16 protein-coding genes and 3 tRNA genes are annotated in these 15,476 nt (G+C 68.3%); 9 read left to right on the plus strand and 10 right to left on the minus strand.

The genetic code is table 11. The features are described 5' to 3' along the window. Positions 1 to 8: 8 nt before the first annotated feature. The 5 genes from ACFWDI_RS15860 to ACFWDI_RS15880 all read right to left on the minus strand — a co-directional run bounded on the left by ACFWDI_RS15860 (position 9) and on the right by ACFWDI_RS15880 (position 2,521). On the minus strand, positions 9 to 773 hold the full coding sequence (locus tag ACFWDI_RS15860; RefSeq protein ID WP_385304350.1) for an ABC transporter permease: 765 nt from the start codon (positions 771 to 773) through the stop codon (positions 9 to 11). A 1-nt stretch (position 774) separates the two neighbouring features. Continuing rightward, positions 775 to 1,728 (minus strand): ABC transporter ATP-binding protein, encoded by a 954-nt coding sequence (locus ACFWDI_RS15865; RefSeq protein ID WP_385304353.1) that lies wholly within the window; start codon positions 1,726 to 1,728, stop codon positions 775 to 777. A gap of 133 nt (positions 1,729 to 1,861) precedes the next feature. Next, positions 1,862 to 1,934, minus strand: a tRNA-Gly gene (locus tag ACFWDI_RS15870). 80 nt (positions 1,935 to 2,014) lie between these two features. After that, positions 2,015 to 2,086, minus strand: a tRNA-Gly gene (locus tag ACFWDI_RS15875). Between the two features lie 99 nt (positions 2,087 to 2,185). After that, the gene (locus ACFWDI_RS15880) at positions 2,186 to 2,521 is read right to left on the minus strand and encodes an Lsr2 family protein (RefSeq protein ID WP_385304354.1); all 336 of its coding nucleotides are present in this window, start codon (positions 2,519 to 2,521) and stop codon (positions 2,186 to 2,188) included. 279 nt (positions 2,522 to 2,800) lie between these two features. Between ACFWDI_RS15880 and purS the strand changes: the two genes are divergently transcribed. The 5 genes from purS to ACFWDI_RS15905 all read left to right on the plus strand — a co-directional run bounded on the left by purS (position 2,801) and on the right by ACFWDI_RS15905 (position 8,103). Beyond that, positions 2,801 to 3,046 carry a phosphoribosylformylglycinamidine synthase subunit PurS gene (gene purS, locus ACFWDI_RS15885; protein ID WP_215092426.1) on the plus strand — a complete coding sequence of 82 codons (246 nt, stop codon included), beginning with the start codon at positions 2,801 to 2,803 and terminating at the stop codon, positions 3,044 to 3,046. After that, positions 3,043 to 3,723, plus strand: a complete 681-nt coding sequence (gene purQ, locus ACFWDI_RS15890) for a phosphoribosylformylglycinamidine synthase subunit PurQ (protein ID WP_327324614.1) — start codon at positions 3,043 to 3,045, stop codon at positions 3,721 to 3,723. The genes purS and purQ overlap by 4 nt, the downstream gene beginning before the upstream one ends. Beyond that, positions 3,720 to 5,969, plus strand: a complete 2,250-nt coding sequence (gene purL / locus ACFWDI_RS15895) for a phosphoribosylformylglycinamidine synthase subunit PurL (RefSeq protein ID WP_385304356.1) — start codon at positions 3,720 to 3,722, stop codon at positions 5,967 to 5,969. Before purQ ends, purL begins: the two co-directional genes overlap by 4 nt. A gap of 478 nt (positions 5,970 to 6,447) precedes the next feature. After that, positions 6,448 to 7,239 (plus strand): sterol carrier family protein, encoded by a 792-nt coding sequence (locus ACFWDI_RS15900; RefSeq protein ID WP_385304359.1) that lies wholly within the window; start codon positions 6,448 to 6,450, stop codon positions 7,237 to 7,239. Positions 7,240 to 7,296: 57 nt separating this feature from the next. Beyond that, on the plus strand, positions 7,297 to 8,103 hold the full coding sequence (locus tag ACFWDI_RS15905; RefSeq protein ID WP_385304361.1) for an META domain-containing protein: 807 nt from the start codon (positions 7,297 to 7,299) through the stop codon (positions 8,101 to 8,103). A 233-nt stretch (positions 8,104 to 8,336) separates the two neighbouring features. Here the strand turns inward: ACFWDI_RS15905 and ACFWDI_RS15910 are convergent, their stop codons facing one another. Then, on the minus strand, positions 8,337 to 8,429 hold the full coding sequence (locus ACFWDI_RS15910) for a putative leader peptide (RefSeq protein ID WP_385304363.1): 93 nt from the start codon (positions 8,427 to 8,429) through the stop codon (positions 8,337 to 8,339). Positions 8,430 to 8,611: 182 nt separating this feature from the next. On the opposite strand from ACFWDI_RS15910, the gene purF reads away from it, so the two are divergent. Beyond that, positions 8,612 to 10,129 (plus strand): amidophosphoribosyltransferase, encoded by a 1,518-nt coding sequence (gene purF, locus ACFWDI_RS15915; protein WP_327324609.1) that lies wholly within the window; start codon positions 8,612 to 8,614, stop codon positions 10,127 to 10,129. A gap of 33 nt (positions 10,130 to 10,162) precedes the next feature. Then, entirely contained in the window at positions 10,163 to 11,257 is a 1,095-nt protein-coding gene (purM, locus tag ACFWDI_RS15920; protein ID WP_327324608.1) for a phosphoribosylformylglycinamidine cyclo-ligase, read from the plus strand. An 84-nt stretch (positions 11,258 to 11,341) separates the two neighbouring features. On the opposite strand, the gene ACFWDI_RS15925 is transcribed toward purM, so the two are convergent. Further along, positions 11,342 to 11,593: a DUF3073 domain-containing protein gene (locus ACFWDI_RS15925; protein ID WP_307662491.1), complete on the minus strand. Its 252-nt coding sequence runs from the start codon at positions 11,591 to 11,593 to the stop codon at positions 11,342 to 11,344. A 278-nt stretch (positions 11,594 to 11,871) separates the two neighbouring features. Beyond that, the gene (locus ACFWDI_RS15930; RefSeq protein ID WP_327324607.1) at positions 11,872 to 12,957 is read right to left on the minus strand and encodes a Glu/Leu/Phe/Val dehydrogenase dimerization domain-containing protein; all 1,086 of its coding nucleotides are present in this window, start codon (positions 12,955 to 12,957) and stop codon (positions 11,872 to 11,874) included. 155 nt (positions 12,958 to 13,112) lie between these two features. Between ACFWDI_RS15930 and ACFWDI_RS15935 the strand changes: the two genes are divergently transcribed. Together ACFWDI_RS15935 and bldC are read left to right on the plus strand one after the other, a co-directional pair. Beyond that, complete coding sequence (locus ACFWDI_RS15935; RefSeq protein ID WP_385304365.1) at positions 13,113 to 13,952, plus strand: hypothetical protein; 840 nt, start codon at positions 13,113 to 13,115, stop codon at positions 13,950 to 13,952. 475 nt (positions 13,953 to 14,427) lie between these two features. Then, positions 14,428 to 14,634 carry a developmental transcriptional regulator BldC gene (gene bldC, locus ACFWDI_RS15940; protein WP_003949541.1) on the plus strand — a complete coding sequence of 69 codons (207 nt, stop codon included), beginning with the start codon at positions 14,428 to 14,430 and terminating at the stop codon, positions 14,632 to 14,634. Positions 14,635 to 15,000: 366 nt separating this feature from the next. Here the strand turns inward: bldC and ACFWDI_RS15945 are convergent, their stop codons facing one another. Continuing rightward, complete coding sequence (locus ACFWDI_RS15945; protein WP_385304366.1) at positions 15,001 to 15,207, minus strand: DUF6274 family protein; 207 nt, start codon at positions 15,205 to 15,207, stop codon at positions 15,001 to 15,003. A gap of 145 nt (positions 15,208 to 15,352) precedes the next feature. After that, positions 15,353 to 15,427 (minus strand) — tRNA-Asp (locus tag ACFWDI_RS15950). Positions 15,428 to 15,476 lie beyond the last annotated feature (49 nt).

Consider the following 15,476-nt stretch of genomic DNA (forward strand, 5'->3'; position numbering starts at 1 on the left):
TCCCGAAGTCAGCGGCGGGGCTCCCAGCGGAACCACCGCTGCACAGCAAACACCGAGAGTGCGGTCCAGGCCAGAGCCGTCACCGCGGCCCCGACCACGTCATGGGCGTCGGCACCGCCCAGCCAGCCGGCCCGTACGAGCGTCATCACTCCGGTCACCGGCAGCAGTTTGCACGCCGACGCGAGCTCCTGCGGCATCACTTCCAGCGGTATGAACAGGCCGGAGCCGGCATACGAGATCAGGAGCATCGGCAGCGTGGTGAGCTGAGCGCTCTCCACGGTCCGGGTCAGCGCGGACGTGGCGGCCGCCAGCGCGGCCAGCAGCACCATCCCCAGCAGCACACCCAGGACCAGCAGTTCGGGCCGCTTCGGCGCCCCCACACCCAGGAAGGCGACCCCGGCCACCACGATCAGCACGCACTGCGCGAGCGCGAGACCGGCAGCGGGCAGCGCCGTCCCGGCGAGGATCTCGCGGTCCGGTACCTCCCCCGTGCGCAGCCGCTTGAGAACCAGCTCCTCGCGCCGCGCCACATACGCCGAGACGAGGTTGAGATGGACGACGAGGATCAGCACGATCCCGATCCCGCCCGTCATCGCCGCCTCCGCGAGGCTCATCCCGGCCTTGTCGGGATCGATCTGGTCCAGTGATGACTTGATGCCCGCGACGCTCGCCACGGGCATCACCAGCGCCACGGCGAGTGCGGTCCGGTTCCGCAGCAGAAGAGTCAGTTCGGCCCGCCCGAGAGCGGTCAGTCGTCCAGCCGTCGCGGTCATGTCACACACCTGCCGTTTCTGTCTTCGCGATGCCCTGCGCGGTGTCCTGCGCCGCGCCCCGCGCGATGTCGAGGAAGGCCTCTTCGAGCGAGGCGGTGCGGGCATCCAGCTCTTCGAGCCGTACGTCCGACTCCCGCGCCCACCGCAGCAGTTCTTCGAGCGCCTGCTGCAACTGGTGCGTACGGATCTCGATCCGCCGGCCGTCCGCGGCGGCTCGCAGCGAGAGCGGCAGCCGTCCCGCAGCCACCCCCTCGGGCAGGACGAACCGGATGCGCGCCGGCCGGGCCGCCGTCACCTCGGCCGGGGTGCCCGTGCTCACGACCCGCCCCTTGTGCATGATCGCCAGCCGGTCGGCCAGCGACTCGGCCTCCTCCAGGTAGTGCGTCGTCAGCAGCACGGTGGTGCCGCCCTCCCGCAGCGTCCGCACCAGTTCCCAGGTGTCGAGCCGCCCTTCCGCGTCAAGACCGGTCGTCGGCTCGTCGAGAAAGAGCACCTCCGGCCGCCCGAGCAGGGCCAGCGCCAGATCCAGCCGCCGCCGCTCGCCGCCCGACAGCTGCTTGACCCGCACGTCGGCGCGCCGTTCGAGCCCCACCAGCTCCAGCGCCTCACCGATGGGCCGCGCCCCGCTGGTGCAGCCCGCCCACATACGGGCCGTCTCGGCGGCCGTCAGGTCGGAGGGGAAGCCGCCCTCCTGGAGCATCACGCCTGTCCGCGGCCGGACGGCGGCGCGCTCGCGGTACGGATCGTGGCCGAGGACGCGTACGGTCCCGCTGTCGGGGGCGGCGAGGCCTTCGAGCAGCTCGACCGTCGAGGTCTTGCCCGCGCCGTTGGTCCCGAGCAGGGCGAAGATCTCGCCGCGTGCCACGGAGAAGGAGATTCCGGTCACCGCTTCGAAGCCGCCGGAGTAGGTCCGGCGCAGCCCTTCCGCCTCGATGACGTACTGGTCTGTGGTCATGGCTCAAGGCTTCCGCCGAGCGTGAGCCACGGGCAGTGCGCGCTGTCATCACTGCCGATGACAAATGTCATCGGACCCGGGCCGTACGGATACGACGAAGGCCCCGGTCGAATCAACCGGGGCCTTCACTCTGAGCGGACGACGAGATTCGAACTCGCGACCCTCACCTTGGCAAGGTGATGCTCTACCAACTGAGCCACGTCCGCATTGCTGCCGCTCAGCTCTCACTGGGCGGTGCGATCACCACCCTACCTGATCCACCTGGATGGCCGGTAAAGCGATGCAGAGCGGGTGACAGGAATTGCACACTGCGCCTTCCCCCTGGAAGGGGGATGTTCTACTACTGAACTACACCCGCACGCTGCGTGAGGTCGGACCTTGCGGCCTCGCCCCTCGGCGTGCTCCAGACTCTAGCCGAACTGCAGGGGTGCAGTGCAACTCGGATCCGCGAGCCCCCTCAACTGGCCTCGCGGAAGGCCTCGTAGACCCTCTTGGGGATCCGGCCGCGAGCGGGCACGTCCATCTTGTTGGACTGTGCCCAGGCCCGCACGGCCGCCGGCGCGGGCGCGAGCGAGGTGTGCCGGTAGGAGATGCGGGACTTGTCGCGCTTCCCGGTGTATGTCTGCTTTCGGCCGGCCGCCATGTACGGGGCCAGGGCCTTGCGCAGTTTCTTTGCATTGGAGGGATTGAGGTCGATCTCGTACGACTTCCCGTCCAGGGCGAACGCGACCGTTTCCGCCGCTTCTCCGCCGTCCATGTCGTCGGAGAGCGTGACCACTACTCGCTGAGCCACGGATATCGGTCCTTTCCTGCGGTATCGCCGGTTCTGGCATGCGGTGATACCGGCTTTCCGGCTGGTGAGGGGCAATGCTGCTTTCCTCTGTATTCCTTTGTACAGCGGTAGGCGGCGCATTGTGAAGCCCAGCCAATTACATGCGCGTGTCCGACGGCAATGGGGAGCGGGATTTTTCTCTGGATTTTCCCCCGGCGTTCTCGAGATATCTACTCGCGTAGATTTTTCGGGCGGGTACGCTGAGGGAACCGCCCTCGCAACACACCACCGGGAGTGCCCGTGGCACGCGTCGTAGTCGACGTCATGCTCAAGCCCGAGATCCTCGACCCCCAGGGCCAAGCGGTGCAGCGCGCACTGCCCCGCCTTGGATTCGACGGGATCGCGGACGTACGTCAGGGAAAGCGCTTCGAGCTGGAGGTGGAGGGGCCGGTCGATGACGCCGCCCTCGCCCGCATCCACGAGATGGCCGAAACGTTCCTCGCCAACACTGTCATCGAGGACTTCGTCGTAAAGGTGGAGTCGTGACCGCTCGTATCGGCGTCGTCACATTCCCCGGCACGCTCGACGACAAGGACAGTCTTCGCGCCGTCCGTCTCGCGGGCGCCGAACCCGTCTCGCTCTGGCATCGCGACAAGGACCTCAAGCAGGTCGACGCCGTGGTCCTGGCCGGAGGCTTCTCCTACGGCGACTATCTGCGGGCCGGAGCCATCGCCCGCTTCTCGCCGGTGATGGAGACGATCATCGAGCAGGCCAAGGCCGGTCTGCCGGTCCTCGGTATCTGCAACGGCTTCCAGATCCTCACCGAGTCGCATCTGCTGCCGGGCGCGATGCTCCAGAACAATCACCTCCACTTCATCTGCCGCGAGCAGAAGCTGCGGGTGGAGACGAGCGGGACGGCCTGGACGGCGGACTACACCGCCGGTCAGGAGATCCAGATCCCGCTCAAGAACATGGACGGGCGGTACGTCGCCGACGAGCGCACGCTCGACGAGCTCGAGGCCGAGGGCCGGGTCGCCTTCCGTTATCTCGACTTCAATCCGAACGGCTCGCTCCGTGACATCGCCGGCATCACCAACGCCGCGGGCAATGTCGTCGGTCTGATGCCGCACCCCGAGCACGCCGTCGAGCCGCTGATCGGTACGGGCCGTACCGACGGCCTCGGATTCTTCACCTCGATCCTGAAGAAGCTGGTCTCCGTATGACTCTCGACACCGTCAAGCACGCCACCGAGACGCCCGACGTCGAGCAGCCCTGGAAGGAACTCGGCCTCAAGCAGGACGAGTACGCGCGCATCCGCGAAATCCTCGAGCGCCGCCCGACCGGCGCCGAACTCGCCATGTACTCCGTCATGTGGTCCGAGCACTGCTCGTACAAGAGCAGCAAGGTCCACCTGAAGCAGTTCGGCGAGAAGGTTCCCGAGAACGACGCCATGCTCGTCGGCATCGGCGAGAACGCGGGTGTCGTCGACGTCGGCCAGGGTTACGCCGTCACCTTCAAGGTCGAGTCGCACAACCACCCGAGCTACATCGAGCCCTACCAGGGCGCGGCCACCGGCGTCGGCGGCATCGTCCGCGACATCCTCGCCATGGGCGCCCGTCCGGTCGCGGTCGTCGACCCGCTGCGCTTCGGCGCGGCAGACCACCCCGACACCAAGCGGGTGCTGCCCGGTGTCGTCGCGGGCATCGGCGGCTACGGCAACTGCCTCGGACTGCCGAACATCGGCGGCGAGGTCGTCTTCGACGAGTGCTACCAGGGCAACCCGCTGGTCAACGCCGGCTGTATCGGTGTGATGAAGCACGAGGACATCCACCTCGCGAAGGCCTCCGGCCCCGGCAACAGGGTCATCCTGTACGGCGCCCGTACCGGCGGCGACGGCATCGGCGGCGTCTCCGTGCTGGCCTCCGAGACCTTCGAGTCGACCGGCCCGGCCAAGCGTCCCGCCGTCCAGGTCGGCGACCCCTTCCAGGAGAAGCTCCTCATCGAGTGCACGCTCGAGATCTTCAAGGAGAAGCTGGTCGCGGGCATCCAGGACCTCGGCGGCGCCGGACTGTCCTGCGCGACGAGCGAGCTGGCGAGCGCCGGCTCCGGCGGTATGCGGGTCGAGCTCGACACCGTGCCGCTGCGTGATGCGACCCTCTCGCCCGAGGAGATCCTCATGAGCGAGTCGCAGGAGCGCATGTGCGCGATCGTGGAGCCGGAGAAGGTCGAGCGCTTCCTCGAGATCTGCGAGAAGTGGGACGTCATCGCCACCGTCATCGGTGAGGTGACCGAGGGCGAGCGGCTCGAGATCTTCTGGCACGGCGAGCAGATCGTGGACGTACCGCCGCGTTCGGTGGCCCATGAGGGCCCGACGTACCACCGTCCGTACGCCCGTCCGGAGTGGCAGGACGCGCTCCAGGCCGACGACGCGAACAAGCTTCCCCGGCCGGCGACGTCCGAGGAGCTGCGCGAGCAGGTGCTGAAGCTGGTCGCATCGCCGAACCAGGCCTCGAAGTCCTGGATCACCGACCAGTACGACCGTTTCGTGCAGGGCAACACCGTGCTGGCCCAGCCCGAGGACGCGGGCATGATCCGGATCGACGCGGAGTCGAACCTGGGCGTGGCCATGGCGACCGACGGCAATGGCCGGTACGCGAAGCTCGACCCGTACACGGGCGCGCAGCTGGCGCTGGCCGAGGCATACCGAAATGTCGCCGCCTCCGGCGCCAAGCCGCTCGCCATCTCGGACTGCCTGAACTTCGGTTCGCCCGAGGACCCGGCCGTCATGTGGCAGTTCGCCGAGGCCACGCGTGGCCTCGCGGACGGCTGCCTGCAGCTCGGCACTCCGGTGACCGGCGGCAATGTCTCGCTCTACAACCAGACCGGCGACGTGGCCATCCACCCGACGCCCGTGGTCGCGGTGCTCGGCGTGATCGACGACGTGAACCGCCGTACGCCGATCGCCTTCAAGGAAGAGGGCCAGCTCCTCTACCTGCTGGGCGACACGCGTGAGGAGTTCGGCGGCTCGGCCTGGTCCCAGGTCGTCCACGACCACCTCGGCGGGCTGCCGCCGGCCGTGGACCTGGACCGCGAGAAGCTGCTCGGCGACATCCTGATCTCGGCCTCCCGCGACGGCATGATCGACGCGGCGCACGACCTGTCGGACGGCGGTCTGATCCAGGCCGTCGTCGAGTCGTGCCTGCGCGGCGGTACGGGCGCGCGGCTGATCGTCCCGGACGGGCTCGACGCCTTCACCTTGCTGTTCAGCGAGTCGGCGGGCCGTGCGGTCGTGGCCGTGCCGCGCAGCGAGGAGCTCCGCTTCAACGACATGTGCGGGGCGCGGGGTCTGCCCGTGACCCGTATCGGTGTTGTGGACGGCGAGGACGTGGAGGTCCAGGGCGAGTTCAGCATCGCGCTGAGCGAGCTCCGTACGGCACACGAGGAGACCATCCCCGGTCTGCTGGTCTGACGCGTCACCGATTGATTTGAGCCCCTGTCCGGGTCCGCCTCGGGCAGGGGTTCAGTCGTGGCCCCGAGGTCGTGGATACGGCGCGTGGAATTCCGTTCCGACGTCGGCGCGGTATCGGCGTTCCGGTGAACGGCGAACCGTTCACCGCCGCGAAGCCGGACGCGCCTGCCTGACAGCTTCGTCGGCCGTGCGGTCGTACGGGGGAGCGGGAAGTCCATGAACTCGTCGCCCATATCGCGCCGGCCGGACGATCCGGCTCGCACATCGCGTTCCCCGAGCCCCCCCGCGGATGTTTCCGGACCGCGGAAGCCACCGGCGACAGGGTCGTTCAAGGACGCCTCAGCGGGCTGCTTGGTGTGTACGTCGACGACGTCGCCGCCCGCCGCGGCTGCACGGACGTGAAGTTCCCCGAGCCCGCGGACTTCGTCAGGGAGTGAACGCCCGCCCGCTGTCGTACCCACCCCTTAATGTCGGTCTCATGCCACCGGCCAAGAAGCGCACCCGCAGCTACGACCCCGTCAAGATCCGCGCCGCCGTCCTCGCCCAGTTCGAGAACGTACGGCAGGCGGTGGGCTCACTCACGCCCGAGCAGCTCGCCCTTCCCACCCGGCTCGGCGACTGGACGGTGCGCGATCTGGCCGGGCACATCGCCATGGTCGTCGGTGCGGTCGGCCGGAGTCTCGAGCAGCGCGAGCCCGCCAGGCAGGAACTCGATCTGCTGGACTGGCCGTTCGCGACCGTCGCCTTCGCCGGGAAGGTCTCCGACGACACCAAGGAGATTGCGGCGAGCGGTGAGCCCGAAGAGCTCTATGTGCGAACTGCCGCCCGGCTGGCCGAGTTGCTGCCCGCCGCGTCCGACGGCCGGCTGCTCGCCACCCGCGTCGGCGCGATGCGCCTCGGCGACTTCCTCGTCACCCGCACCGTCGAACTCATCGTCCACACAGACGACTTGAACGACGCGACGGGCCTCGGCATCCCGTACGACCGACAGGCGCTCGCCGCCTGCACCCGGCTCCTCGCCGACGCCCTCGCGGTGAAGGCCCCCGGTGCATCCACCGAGGTGCGCGTGCCGCCGTTCGCCGTTGTGCAGTGCGTCGAAGGCCCGCGGCACACGCGCGGCACCCCGCCCAATGTCGTCGAGACCGACCCGCTGACCTGGATCCGGCTCGCCACGGGGCGTACGGGATGGGCCGAGGCGCTCGACGCGGCGAAGGTCAGCGCGAGCGGCGAGCGCGCCGACCTCTCGGCGCTGCTGCCGATCCTCGGCTGAGCGCAGCGCCGGAACCCGGCGGGGGAACCAGAGCCACACCTCCCCCGTCCCAACGGTATGCGCAACCAGCTGAGCATTCCTGTCACCGTCCTGGCCCTCCTCGCCCTTGCCGCCTGCGGCACGGAGCCGGGATCCGGCTCCGGCGACGGAGGCGGCTCGGTGAAGACCGATCTGCCCCTCACCGGTGTCCACTGGTCCGTCGACAGCGTGACCGTCGGCGGTAAGAGGTCCGCGGCGCCGGCCGGCGCGCATGTCGAGATCACGGACAAGGGCCGGGCCCAGGGCAACTACGGCTGCAACCACTTCGGTGCGGACGTCAAGGTCGACGGCGACACGGTCACCGTGAGCCCGGCCGAGATGACCGAGATGGCCTGCGCCAAGGACATCCAGGGCTTCGAGGACGAGCTGCGGGCCGCCTTCTCCGGCAAGCTCAAGGCGAAGATCGCCGACGGGAAGCTCACGCTGACCACCGAGAAGGGCGACTCCATCGCCCTCACCTCCGAGCGTCCGGCCGCGCTGGTGGGCACCAAGTGGTGGGTGAACTCACTCCTCTCCGACGGGACCGCGTCGTCCCTGCCGGCCGGCACGGACAAGAAGGCGTATCTGACCTTCGGCAAGGACGGTTCCGTACAGGGCAGCCTCGGCTGCAACACCTTCCACAGCACCGCGAAGATCACCGGCGCCAACATCACCTTCGGCCGTCTCGCCACCACCCGGAAGCAGTGCCCGGGCCCGGAGATGAACGTGGAGCGCGAACTGCTCAAGGTTCTCGACGGGACGGTGACGTACAAACTGCAGCACCGCGGCCTGTCCCTCACCGCGCCGAACGGCAAGGGACTGGCCGCCACCGCCGCGCAGAAGTGATCAGCCGGGGTACGGAAGCAGCCCGGCGTCCGTCCGCTCCCGGGCCGCCCGCAGCTCCCTGTGGTCGTACGAGGTCACGGTGTCTCCAGACATGACTGGCCACGCTCCAGAGAGGGAGCGGCAGTGTGAAATGCGCAACGCGGGGCGGACCGGCCGCCCTGTGAGCAGACCGCACTCGTTCCGGACCCCGGAACCGGAATCGAAAGGACCCCCGAACCGGAGTCAGCGAGGAACTACACGCAGCGACAGATCGCGCTCGCGACACGGACCAGGTCAACGCGTCTGCGCTCCACCAGCGTGACCGTCCGGTCACCAAGAGGCTGCATGAGCGAGGAGCTTTCCCCGAACCCTCGTGTACCTGCCAACGATCGTCTCGAAATGCGGACACCCGAATGGACACCCGCCAAGCCCCCGTGCGCCCGTCAGGACCGCCCCGGACCACCCCCGAGCGAGCCCGTTCCGCATCCCCAATTCGGACCAGTGGTCGATCTCGCCTACACTCGGTGCCGTGCCACGTGGTGACGGACGACTCAACCACGACCTGCTCCCCGGTGAGAAGGGCCCCCAGGACGCTTGCGGCGTCTTCGGTGTCTGGGCCCCGGGCGAAGAGGTCGCGAAGCTCACTTACTTCGGGCTCTACGCCCTCCAACATCGAGGCCAGGAATCCGCGGGAATCGCGGTGAGCAACGGCTCACAGATCCTCGTATTCAAGGACATGGGCCTGGTCTCTCAGGTCTTCGACGAAACTTCCCTCGGCTCCCTCCAGGGTCATATCGCGGTCGGTCACGCCCGCTACTCGACCACGGGCGCCTCCGTGTGGGAGAACGCGCAGCCGACCTTCCGGGCGACCGCCCACGGCTCGATCGCGCTCGGCCACAACGGAAACCTGGTCAATACCGCCCAGCTCGCCGAGATGGTCGCCGAGCTCCCCAAGGAGAACGGCCGGGCCACCCAGGTCGCCGCGACCAATGACACCGATCTGGTCACCGCGCTCCTCGCGGGCCAGGTCGACGACGACGGCAAGCCGCTGACCATAGAGGCGGCCGCCGCCAAGGTGCTCCCCGAGGTCAGGGGCGCCTTCTCGCTCGTCTTCATGGACGAGGGCACCCTGTACGCGGCCCGCGACCCGCAGGGCATCCGCCCGCTCGTCCTCGGCCGCCTCGACCGCGGCTGGGTCGTCGCGAGCGAGTCCGCCGCCCTCGACATCTGCGGCGCCAGCTATGTCCGCGAGATCGAGCCGGGCGAGCTCATCGCCATCGACGAGAACGGCCTCCGCACCTCCCGATTCGCAGACGCGAAGCCCAAGGGCTGTGTCTTCGAGTACGTGTATCTGGCCCGCCCCGACACCGACATCGCCGGCCGGAATGTCTATCTCTCCCGTGTGGAGATGGGTCGCAGGCTCGCCAAGGAAGCCCCGGTCGAAGCGGATCTGGTCATAGCGACGCCGGAGTCCGGCACTCCCGCCGCGATCGGCTACGCCGAGGCCAGCGGAATCCCGTACGGCTCCGGTCTGGTGAAGAACGCCTACGTCGGCCGCACCTTCATCCAGCCGTCCCAGACCATCCGCCAGCTGGGCATCCGCCTCAAGCTGAACCCGCTCAAGGAAGTCATCCGCGGCAAGCGCCTGGTGGTCGTCGACGACTCGATCGTCCGCGGCAACACCCAGCGTGCGCTCGTGAAGATGCTCCGCGAGGCCGGCGCCGCCGAGGTCCACATCCGGATCTCGTCCCCGCCGGTGAAGTGGCCCTGCTTCTTCGGCATCGACTTCGCGACCCGCGCCGAGCTCATCGCCAACGGCATGACGATCGAAGAGATCGGCACCTCGCTGGGCGCGGACTCGCTCTCGTACATCTCCCTCGACGGGATGATCGAGGCCACCACCATCGCCAAGCCGAATCTCTGCCGCGCCTGCTTCGACGGCGAGTACCCGATGGACCTTCCCGACCCCGAGCTGCTCGGCAAGCAGCTTCTGGAGACGGAGCTGGCGGGCGGCGCCGATGCCGCCGACGCGCTCCGTCGCCCGTAAGTCCTGCAGTACGACACGAAAGTTCTCTCCGTCATGACAGCTGAGTCTTTTGAGCGTGCTCCGCACGCGGGCGCCGGTGCCAGCTACGCAGCCGCGGGCGTCGACATCGAAGCCGGCGACCGCGCCGTCGAGCTGATGAAGGAGTGGGTGAAGAAGACGCAGCGCCCCGAGGTCCTCGGCGGCCTCGGCGGTTTCGCCGGCCTCTTCGACGCCTCCGCCCTCAAGCGCTACGAGCGTCCGCTGCTCGCCTCGGCCACCGACGGCGTCGGCACGAAGGTCGATCTCGCCCGCAAGATGGGCGTGTACGACTCGATCGGCCACGACCTCGTCGGCATGGTCGTCGACGACCTGGTCGTCTGCGGCGCCGAGCCGCTCTTCATGACCGACTACATCTGCGTGGGCAAGGTCCACCCCGAGCGTGTCGCCGCCATCGTCAAGGGCATCGCCGAAGGCTGTGTGCTGGCCGGCTGCGCGCTGGTCGGCGGCGAGACCGCCGAGCACCCCGGACTGCTGGGCGAGGACGACTTCGACGTCGCAGGCGCCGGTACGGGCGTGGTGGAGGCCGACCGGCTGCTGGGCGCGGATCGTATCCGTACGGGTGACGCGGTGATCGCCATGGCGTCCTCCGGCCTTCACTCCAACGGGTACTCGCTGGTCCGCCATGTCGTCTTCGACCGCGCCAAGATGTCCCTGGACCAGCAGGTCGAGGAATTCGGGCGGACCCTGGGCGAGGAGCTCCTCGAGCCCACCAAGATCTACTCGCTGGACTGCCTGGCGCTCACCCGGACCACCGAGGTGCACGCTTTCAGCCACATCACCGGCGGCGGTCTTGCCAACAACCTGGCACGGGTCATCCCGGACAGCCTGCACGCGGTCGTCGACCGTTCGACCTGGACCCCGGGCGCGGTCTTCGACCTCGTCGGCAAGGCCGGTCAGGTCGAGCGGCTCGAGCTGGAGAAGACCCTCAACATGGGCGTCGGCATGATCGCCGTCGTCCCCGAGGAATCGGTGGACGTGGCGCTGACCACGCTCGCGGACCGCGGCGTCGACGCCTGGGTCGCGGGAGAGATCACCGAGCGCGGCGAGCACACCACTGGCGCGACGCTCACGGGTGACTACGCAGGCTGAGCCCACAAGGGCAGCGCGAAACCCGGTCCGGGGCGTGGGCCTCGGACCGGGTCACGTAACAACGCTTTTTGAGGTGTACGTACGTCAAGCGCCGCGGCGCTGTGACGACGGACCGGACTCGTCGTCCTCGTCATCGTCGTCGTTGTACAGATCCGCGTACTGTGCGTACGGGTCATCTTCCTCGTCGTCGTCCTCGAACGGCTCAGCGTTCGGTGGTTGACTCGAAGGCGATGCGCCCAGCTCATTGGCCAGACGCGACAGGTCAGTCCCGCCGCTGTTGTACTTCAGCTGGCGGGCGACCTTCGTCTGCTTGGCCTTGGCCCGGCCGCGCCCCATGGCTCGACCCCCTCGGTGACGGGGCTCGACGGCCCCAGAGTCTTGACACGCGTTCATAATTCGGAACGGACTCTCCATGGAGAGACCGGTCCGTAGGACTTCAACGGTACCTGCTTCCGCGGCCATACGGTACGCCGCCCGCATGACGTGCCACTTCACAGGACCCTCGAGGAGCCCCGTCCTCGCTGGTCAACTGCGATTTTAACCTCTTCTTGGCAGTCGACCCGCCGACCGGGGTGAGTCTTGTCTCCCAGGTCGGCGGGCCGGCCCCGCGAGGATCAGCGCCCGCGGGCCTCCGCCATGCGCTGCTCGGCGATCCGGTCGGCCGCCGCGGCCGGCGGAATACCGTCTTCCTTCGCGCGTGCGAATATGGCCAGCGTGGTGTCGAAGATCTTCGACGCCTTCGCCTTGCACCGGTCGAAGTCGAAGCCGTGCAGCTCGTCGGCGACCTGGATCACGCCGCCGGCGTTCACGACGTAGTCGGGGGCGTAGAGGATCCCGCGGTCCGCGAGGTCCTTCTCCACGCCCGGGTGCGCGAGCTGGTTGTTGGCGGCGCCGCAGACCACGTGCGCGGTGAGCGCGGGCACGGAGTCGTCGTTCAGCGCGCCGCCGAGCGCGCACGGCGCGTAGACGTCCAGGCCCTCGGTGCGGATCAGGGCGTCCGTGTCGGTGACTGCGGTGACCTTGCCCGGGTGCTTGTCGAGGATCCGGCGTACGGACTCCTCCCGTACATCCGTGATCACGACCTCGGCGCCGTCCGACAGCAGATGCTCGACCAGGTGGTGACCGACCTTGCCGACGCCCGCGATGCCGACCTTGCGGCCGCGCAGCGTCGGGTCGCCCCACAGATGCTGGGCCGAGGCCCGCATGCCCTGGAAGACGCCGTACGCGGTCAGCACGGACGAGTCGCCCGCGCCGCCGTTCTCGGGGGAGCGGCCGGTGGCCCACCGGGTCTCCCGGGCCACGACGTCCATGTCGGCGACGTACGTGCCGACGTCGCAGGCGGTCACATAACGGCCGCCGAGAGAGTCCACGAACCGGCCGTAGGCGAGCAGCAGTTCCTCGGTCTTGATCGTCTCGGGGTCACCGATGATCACGGCCTTGCCGCCGCCGTGGTCGAGCCCGGCCATGGCGTTCTTGTACGACATCCCGCGGGAGAGGTTCAGCGCGTCCGCGACGGCCTCTGCCTCGGTGGCGTACGGGTAGAAACGGGTGCCGCCCAGGGCCGGGCCCAGAGCGGTCGAGTGGATGGCGATGACGGCCTTCAGCCCGGAGGCGCGGTCCTGGCACAGCACGACTTGCTCGTGGCCGCCCTGATCCGATTGGAACAGGGTGTGCAGGACGCCGTCGGTCAGATCGGTCACGGTGGTGACTCCCAGGTACGAAGCGGCGGAGGAAGGCCCTCCTGTGGGTGGGGAAGGCCCAGTTGGGGACGAGGGTAAGTCCTACGCGTGCGTAGATCCGACGCAGTGCTGAGGATCACCCCCTGGCGGAGTACCGGCGTGGAAGGATTCGCGGCATGCCAGCGCTGTCCTCGGTCCTCGTTCCCTACGCGGCCTACCTGCGGGTGTACGAGCCGCTGGCGGCCTTTCCCGAGCCCGAGCGGAGCCACTGGGCCCGCTACGCCCGCCGGGAGGCCACCCCCACCGCCCAGGACGAACTGCGGCGCTCGCTGGCTGACTTGCTGCCCACCCCGCCGGTCCCGGTGCCGGTCCACGAGAGCGCCGACGCCTTTGTGACGGAGGTGGACGGGGTGGTGTGCGTCTGCCCGTGGCGGACCCGGCTGCGCGGCTGGCTGGCTCTGGAGGAGCTGGCGGAGCAGCTGCCGGCGCCTCTCCTCGACGCGGTGCTGCCGCCGGTGGTGCGCGGGCAGGCCGCCGCGGACTACGAGCAGTGGCGCGAGCGCAACCCGGACGCGCGGCCGTGGATCAGGACGTCGGTCTGGCAGATCCCGGTGCGCTGGTTCGCGCTCTTCTCGGACGAGGAGCGCGAGTACGAGCCCGCCGGGCCCGCCGCGCCGGTGCTGCGTTACCGGACGCCGATGGTGCAGGCCCGGCGGCGGGTGGCCCGCGCGCTGAAGACGCTGAGAGAGACGATCGACGAGGGACAGCTGTCCGAAGGCCTGGTAGATGTGGGGCGGTGGCTGGAGGAATTCCATCCGCGCTCCCTGGTCGAGCTGGACTACGGCGGCCTGGTGCACGCTCTTCCCGGACCGCAGCTCGCCGAGGACCGCTCGGCGGCGGATGTGGCCGAGGGGATCGCGGCACTGCGGGCCGGGGACACCGAAGGAGCGGGCGAGGCGTACGCGCGTCTTGTGGAGCGCTGGCGGGCCGTCAGGGACCTTCAGTCCGCAAATTGAGCGTTCTGGGGACCACTGAGCTCATCGGTCCAGGACGTAGGTCCCGTTCCGGGCCTTTGTATCAAGCGTGACGGACGGCACTTACTGGCCCCTTGCGCCCATCACCCACCCTCGTGTCAAAATAGGACAAGGAGCCCGGTGAGGGCTCCTTCCGTCCAAGTAAGGGCGGATTACTCGGCATTGCACTCTATGGGGGGTCTGATGACTCCTGATCATCCTGTGACTGATCGTCACTGTGGCGTGACTGTCCGTTATGGCATGGTCCATCGGCTTCCGCCGCTGATGAACACCTCAGAGGGCAATTCCATCGGTTTGGCCGACGTGGCTGGACGGATGGTGTAGTTGTAGTGCCGAGGACAAGCCGTTCGTCCTATAACCGACTCGACCCGCGTCCGCCATTTCGGGCAACGCGGGTCAAGGTGCAGAATTTAGAGGAAAGAACCGAGATGGTTCGGTTCTCCCGAGGAGGCCGCTCATGACCGCTCGCACCCCTGATGCCGAGCCGCTGCTGACCCCGGCTGAGGTTGCCACGATGTTCCGCGTGGACCCGAAGACGGTCACCCGCTGGGCCAAGGCTGGCAAGCTCACGTCCATCCGCACGCTCGGTGGACATCGTCGGTACCGCGAGGCAGAGGTCCGCGCACTGCTTGCGGGTATTCCGCAGCAGCGTAGCGAGGCCTGAACACCCCATTGATCGGGCATTTCCGGGACCCCCATCCCGGACAAGCCCACCGATAGCGCCACATGGCGGCCGTCTGCCCCAACAGACTTCGTCATTGATCGCGCTGGACTCCGCCGGGTCCAGCGCGATCTTTTTTGTGCCCGCAGACGGGCCGGGGTGACCCGTGGAGGCTGCTGAGGGTGGGGGCGGCCGGCGGCCGGGGAAGTGCCCGGAGGGTGGTGCAATTGCACATATTAAATTGGTTGCTTGTAAGAAGGGGGTAAGTTCCCCGCTTTCGAAAACCCACCCGGTGACACCCGTCACACCGCACAACTCTTGCCAAAGACGCGGCTGTCACCGAAAAAACCGGCGGTAACGAGGCGTAGGTCACTCAGTCGCAGGACCTTCGTCCTCGACTGTAGGGGTGAGTGCGGGGACGGACGTGGCGGCGGACATGGGCAGTTCCATGGCGAGCCGCTGGAGGCGATGGCATATGGGGCAGTGCCGCGTGAGATGCCGGTAGCCGGACGCGGCCTTCAGATGGGCGCGTAGAAGCGCTCTGGTCTCGTGCTGCCTCGCTGCGGACGCCGCCATGCACGTCACCTCCGGGTGTGTGCCGTCCTCTAATGACTGGGTACCGGTGGCAGATGACGCCGTCAAGACGGCCGTACGACGCAGCGTGGGGGCATGGCACGACGAAGGCCCGCATCCCCCAGGGATACGGGCCTTCGATCTACTGCGGTCCTGACGGGATTTGAACCCGCGGCCTCCACCTTGACAGGGTGGCGAGCACTCCAAACTGCTCCACAGGACCAGGTTTCGCAGCCTCTAACTGTGCGTTGGCTGCGAGAGAGACTGTACAG

The organism is Streptomyces sp. NPDC060064, from assembly GCF_042736455.1.
In the GTDB taxonomy this organism is placed as follows: domain Bacteria; phylum Actinomycetota; class Actinomycetes; order Streptomycetales; family Streptomycetaceae; genus Streptomyces.

Coding starts and splice junctions, on each gene's coding strand:
- ACFWDI_RS15860 (WP_385304350.1), bottom strand. CDS start 773: ATGACCGCGACGGCTGGACGACTGACCGCTCTCGGGCGGGCCGAACTG.
- ACFWDI_RS15865 (WP_385304353.1), bottom strand. CDS start 1,728: ATGACCACAGACCAGTACGTCATCGAGGCGGAAGGGCTGCGCCGGACC.
- purL (WP_385304356.1), top strand. CDS start 3,720: ATGACTCTCGACACCGTCAAGCACGCCACCGAGACGCCCGACGTCGAG.
- ACFWDI_RS15900 (WP_385304359.1), top strand. CDS start 6,448: ATGCCACCGGCCAAGAAGCGCACCCGCAGCTACGACCCCGTCAAGATC.
- ACFWDI_RS15905 (WP_385304361.1), top strand. CDS start 7,297: ATGCGCAACCAGCTGAGCATTCCTGTCACCGTCCTGGCCCTCCTCGCC.
- ACFWDI_RS15910 (WP_385304363.1), bottom strand. CDS start 8,429: ATGCAGCCTCTTGGTGACCGGACGGTCACGCTGGTGGAGCGCAGACGC.
- purM (WP_327324608.1), top strand. CDS start 10,163: ATGACAGCTGAGTCTTTTGAGCGTGCTCCGCACGCGGGCGCCGGTGCC.
- ACFWDI_RS15925 (WP_307662491.1), bottom strand. CDS start 11,593: ATGGGGCGCGGCCGGGCCAAGGCCAAGCAGACGAAGGTCGCCCGCCAG.
- ACFWDI_RS15935 (WP_385304365.1), top strand. CDS start 13,113: ATGCCAGCGCTGTCCTCGGTCCTCGTTCCCTACGCGGCCTACCTGCGG.
- bldC (WP_003949541.1), top strand. CDS start 14,428: ATGACCGCTCGCACCCCTGATGCCGAGCCGCTGCTGACCCCGGCTGAG.
- ACFWDI_RS15945 (WP_385304366.1), bottom strand. CDS start 15,207: ATGGCGGCGTCCGCAGCGAGGCAGCACGAGACCAGAGCGCTTCTACGC.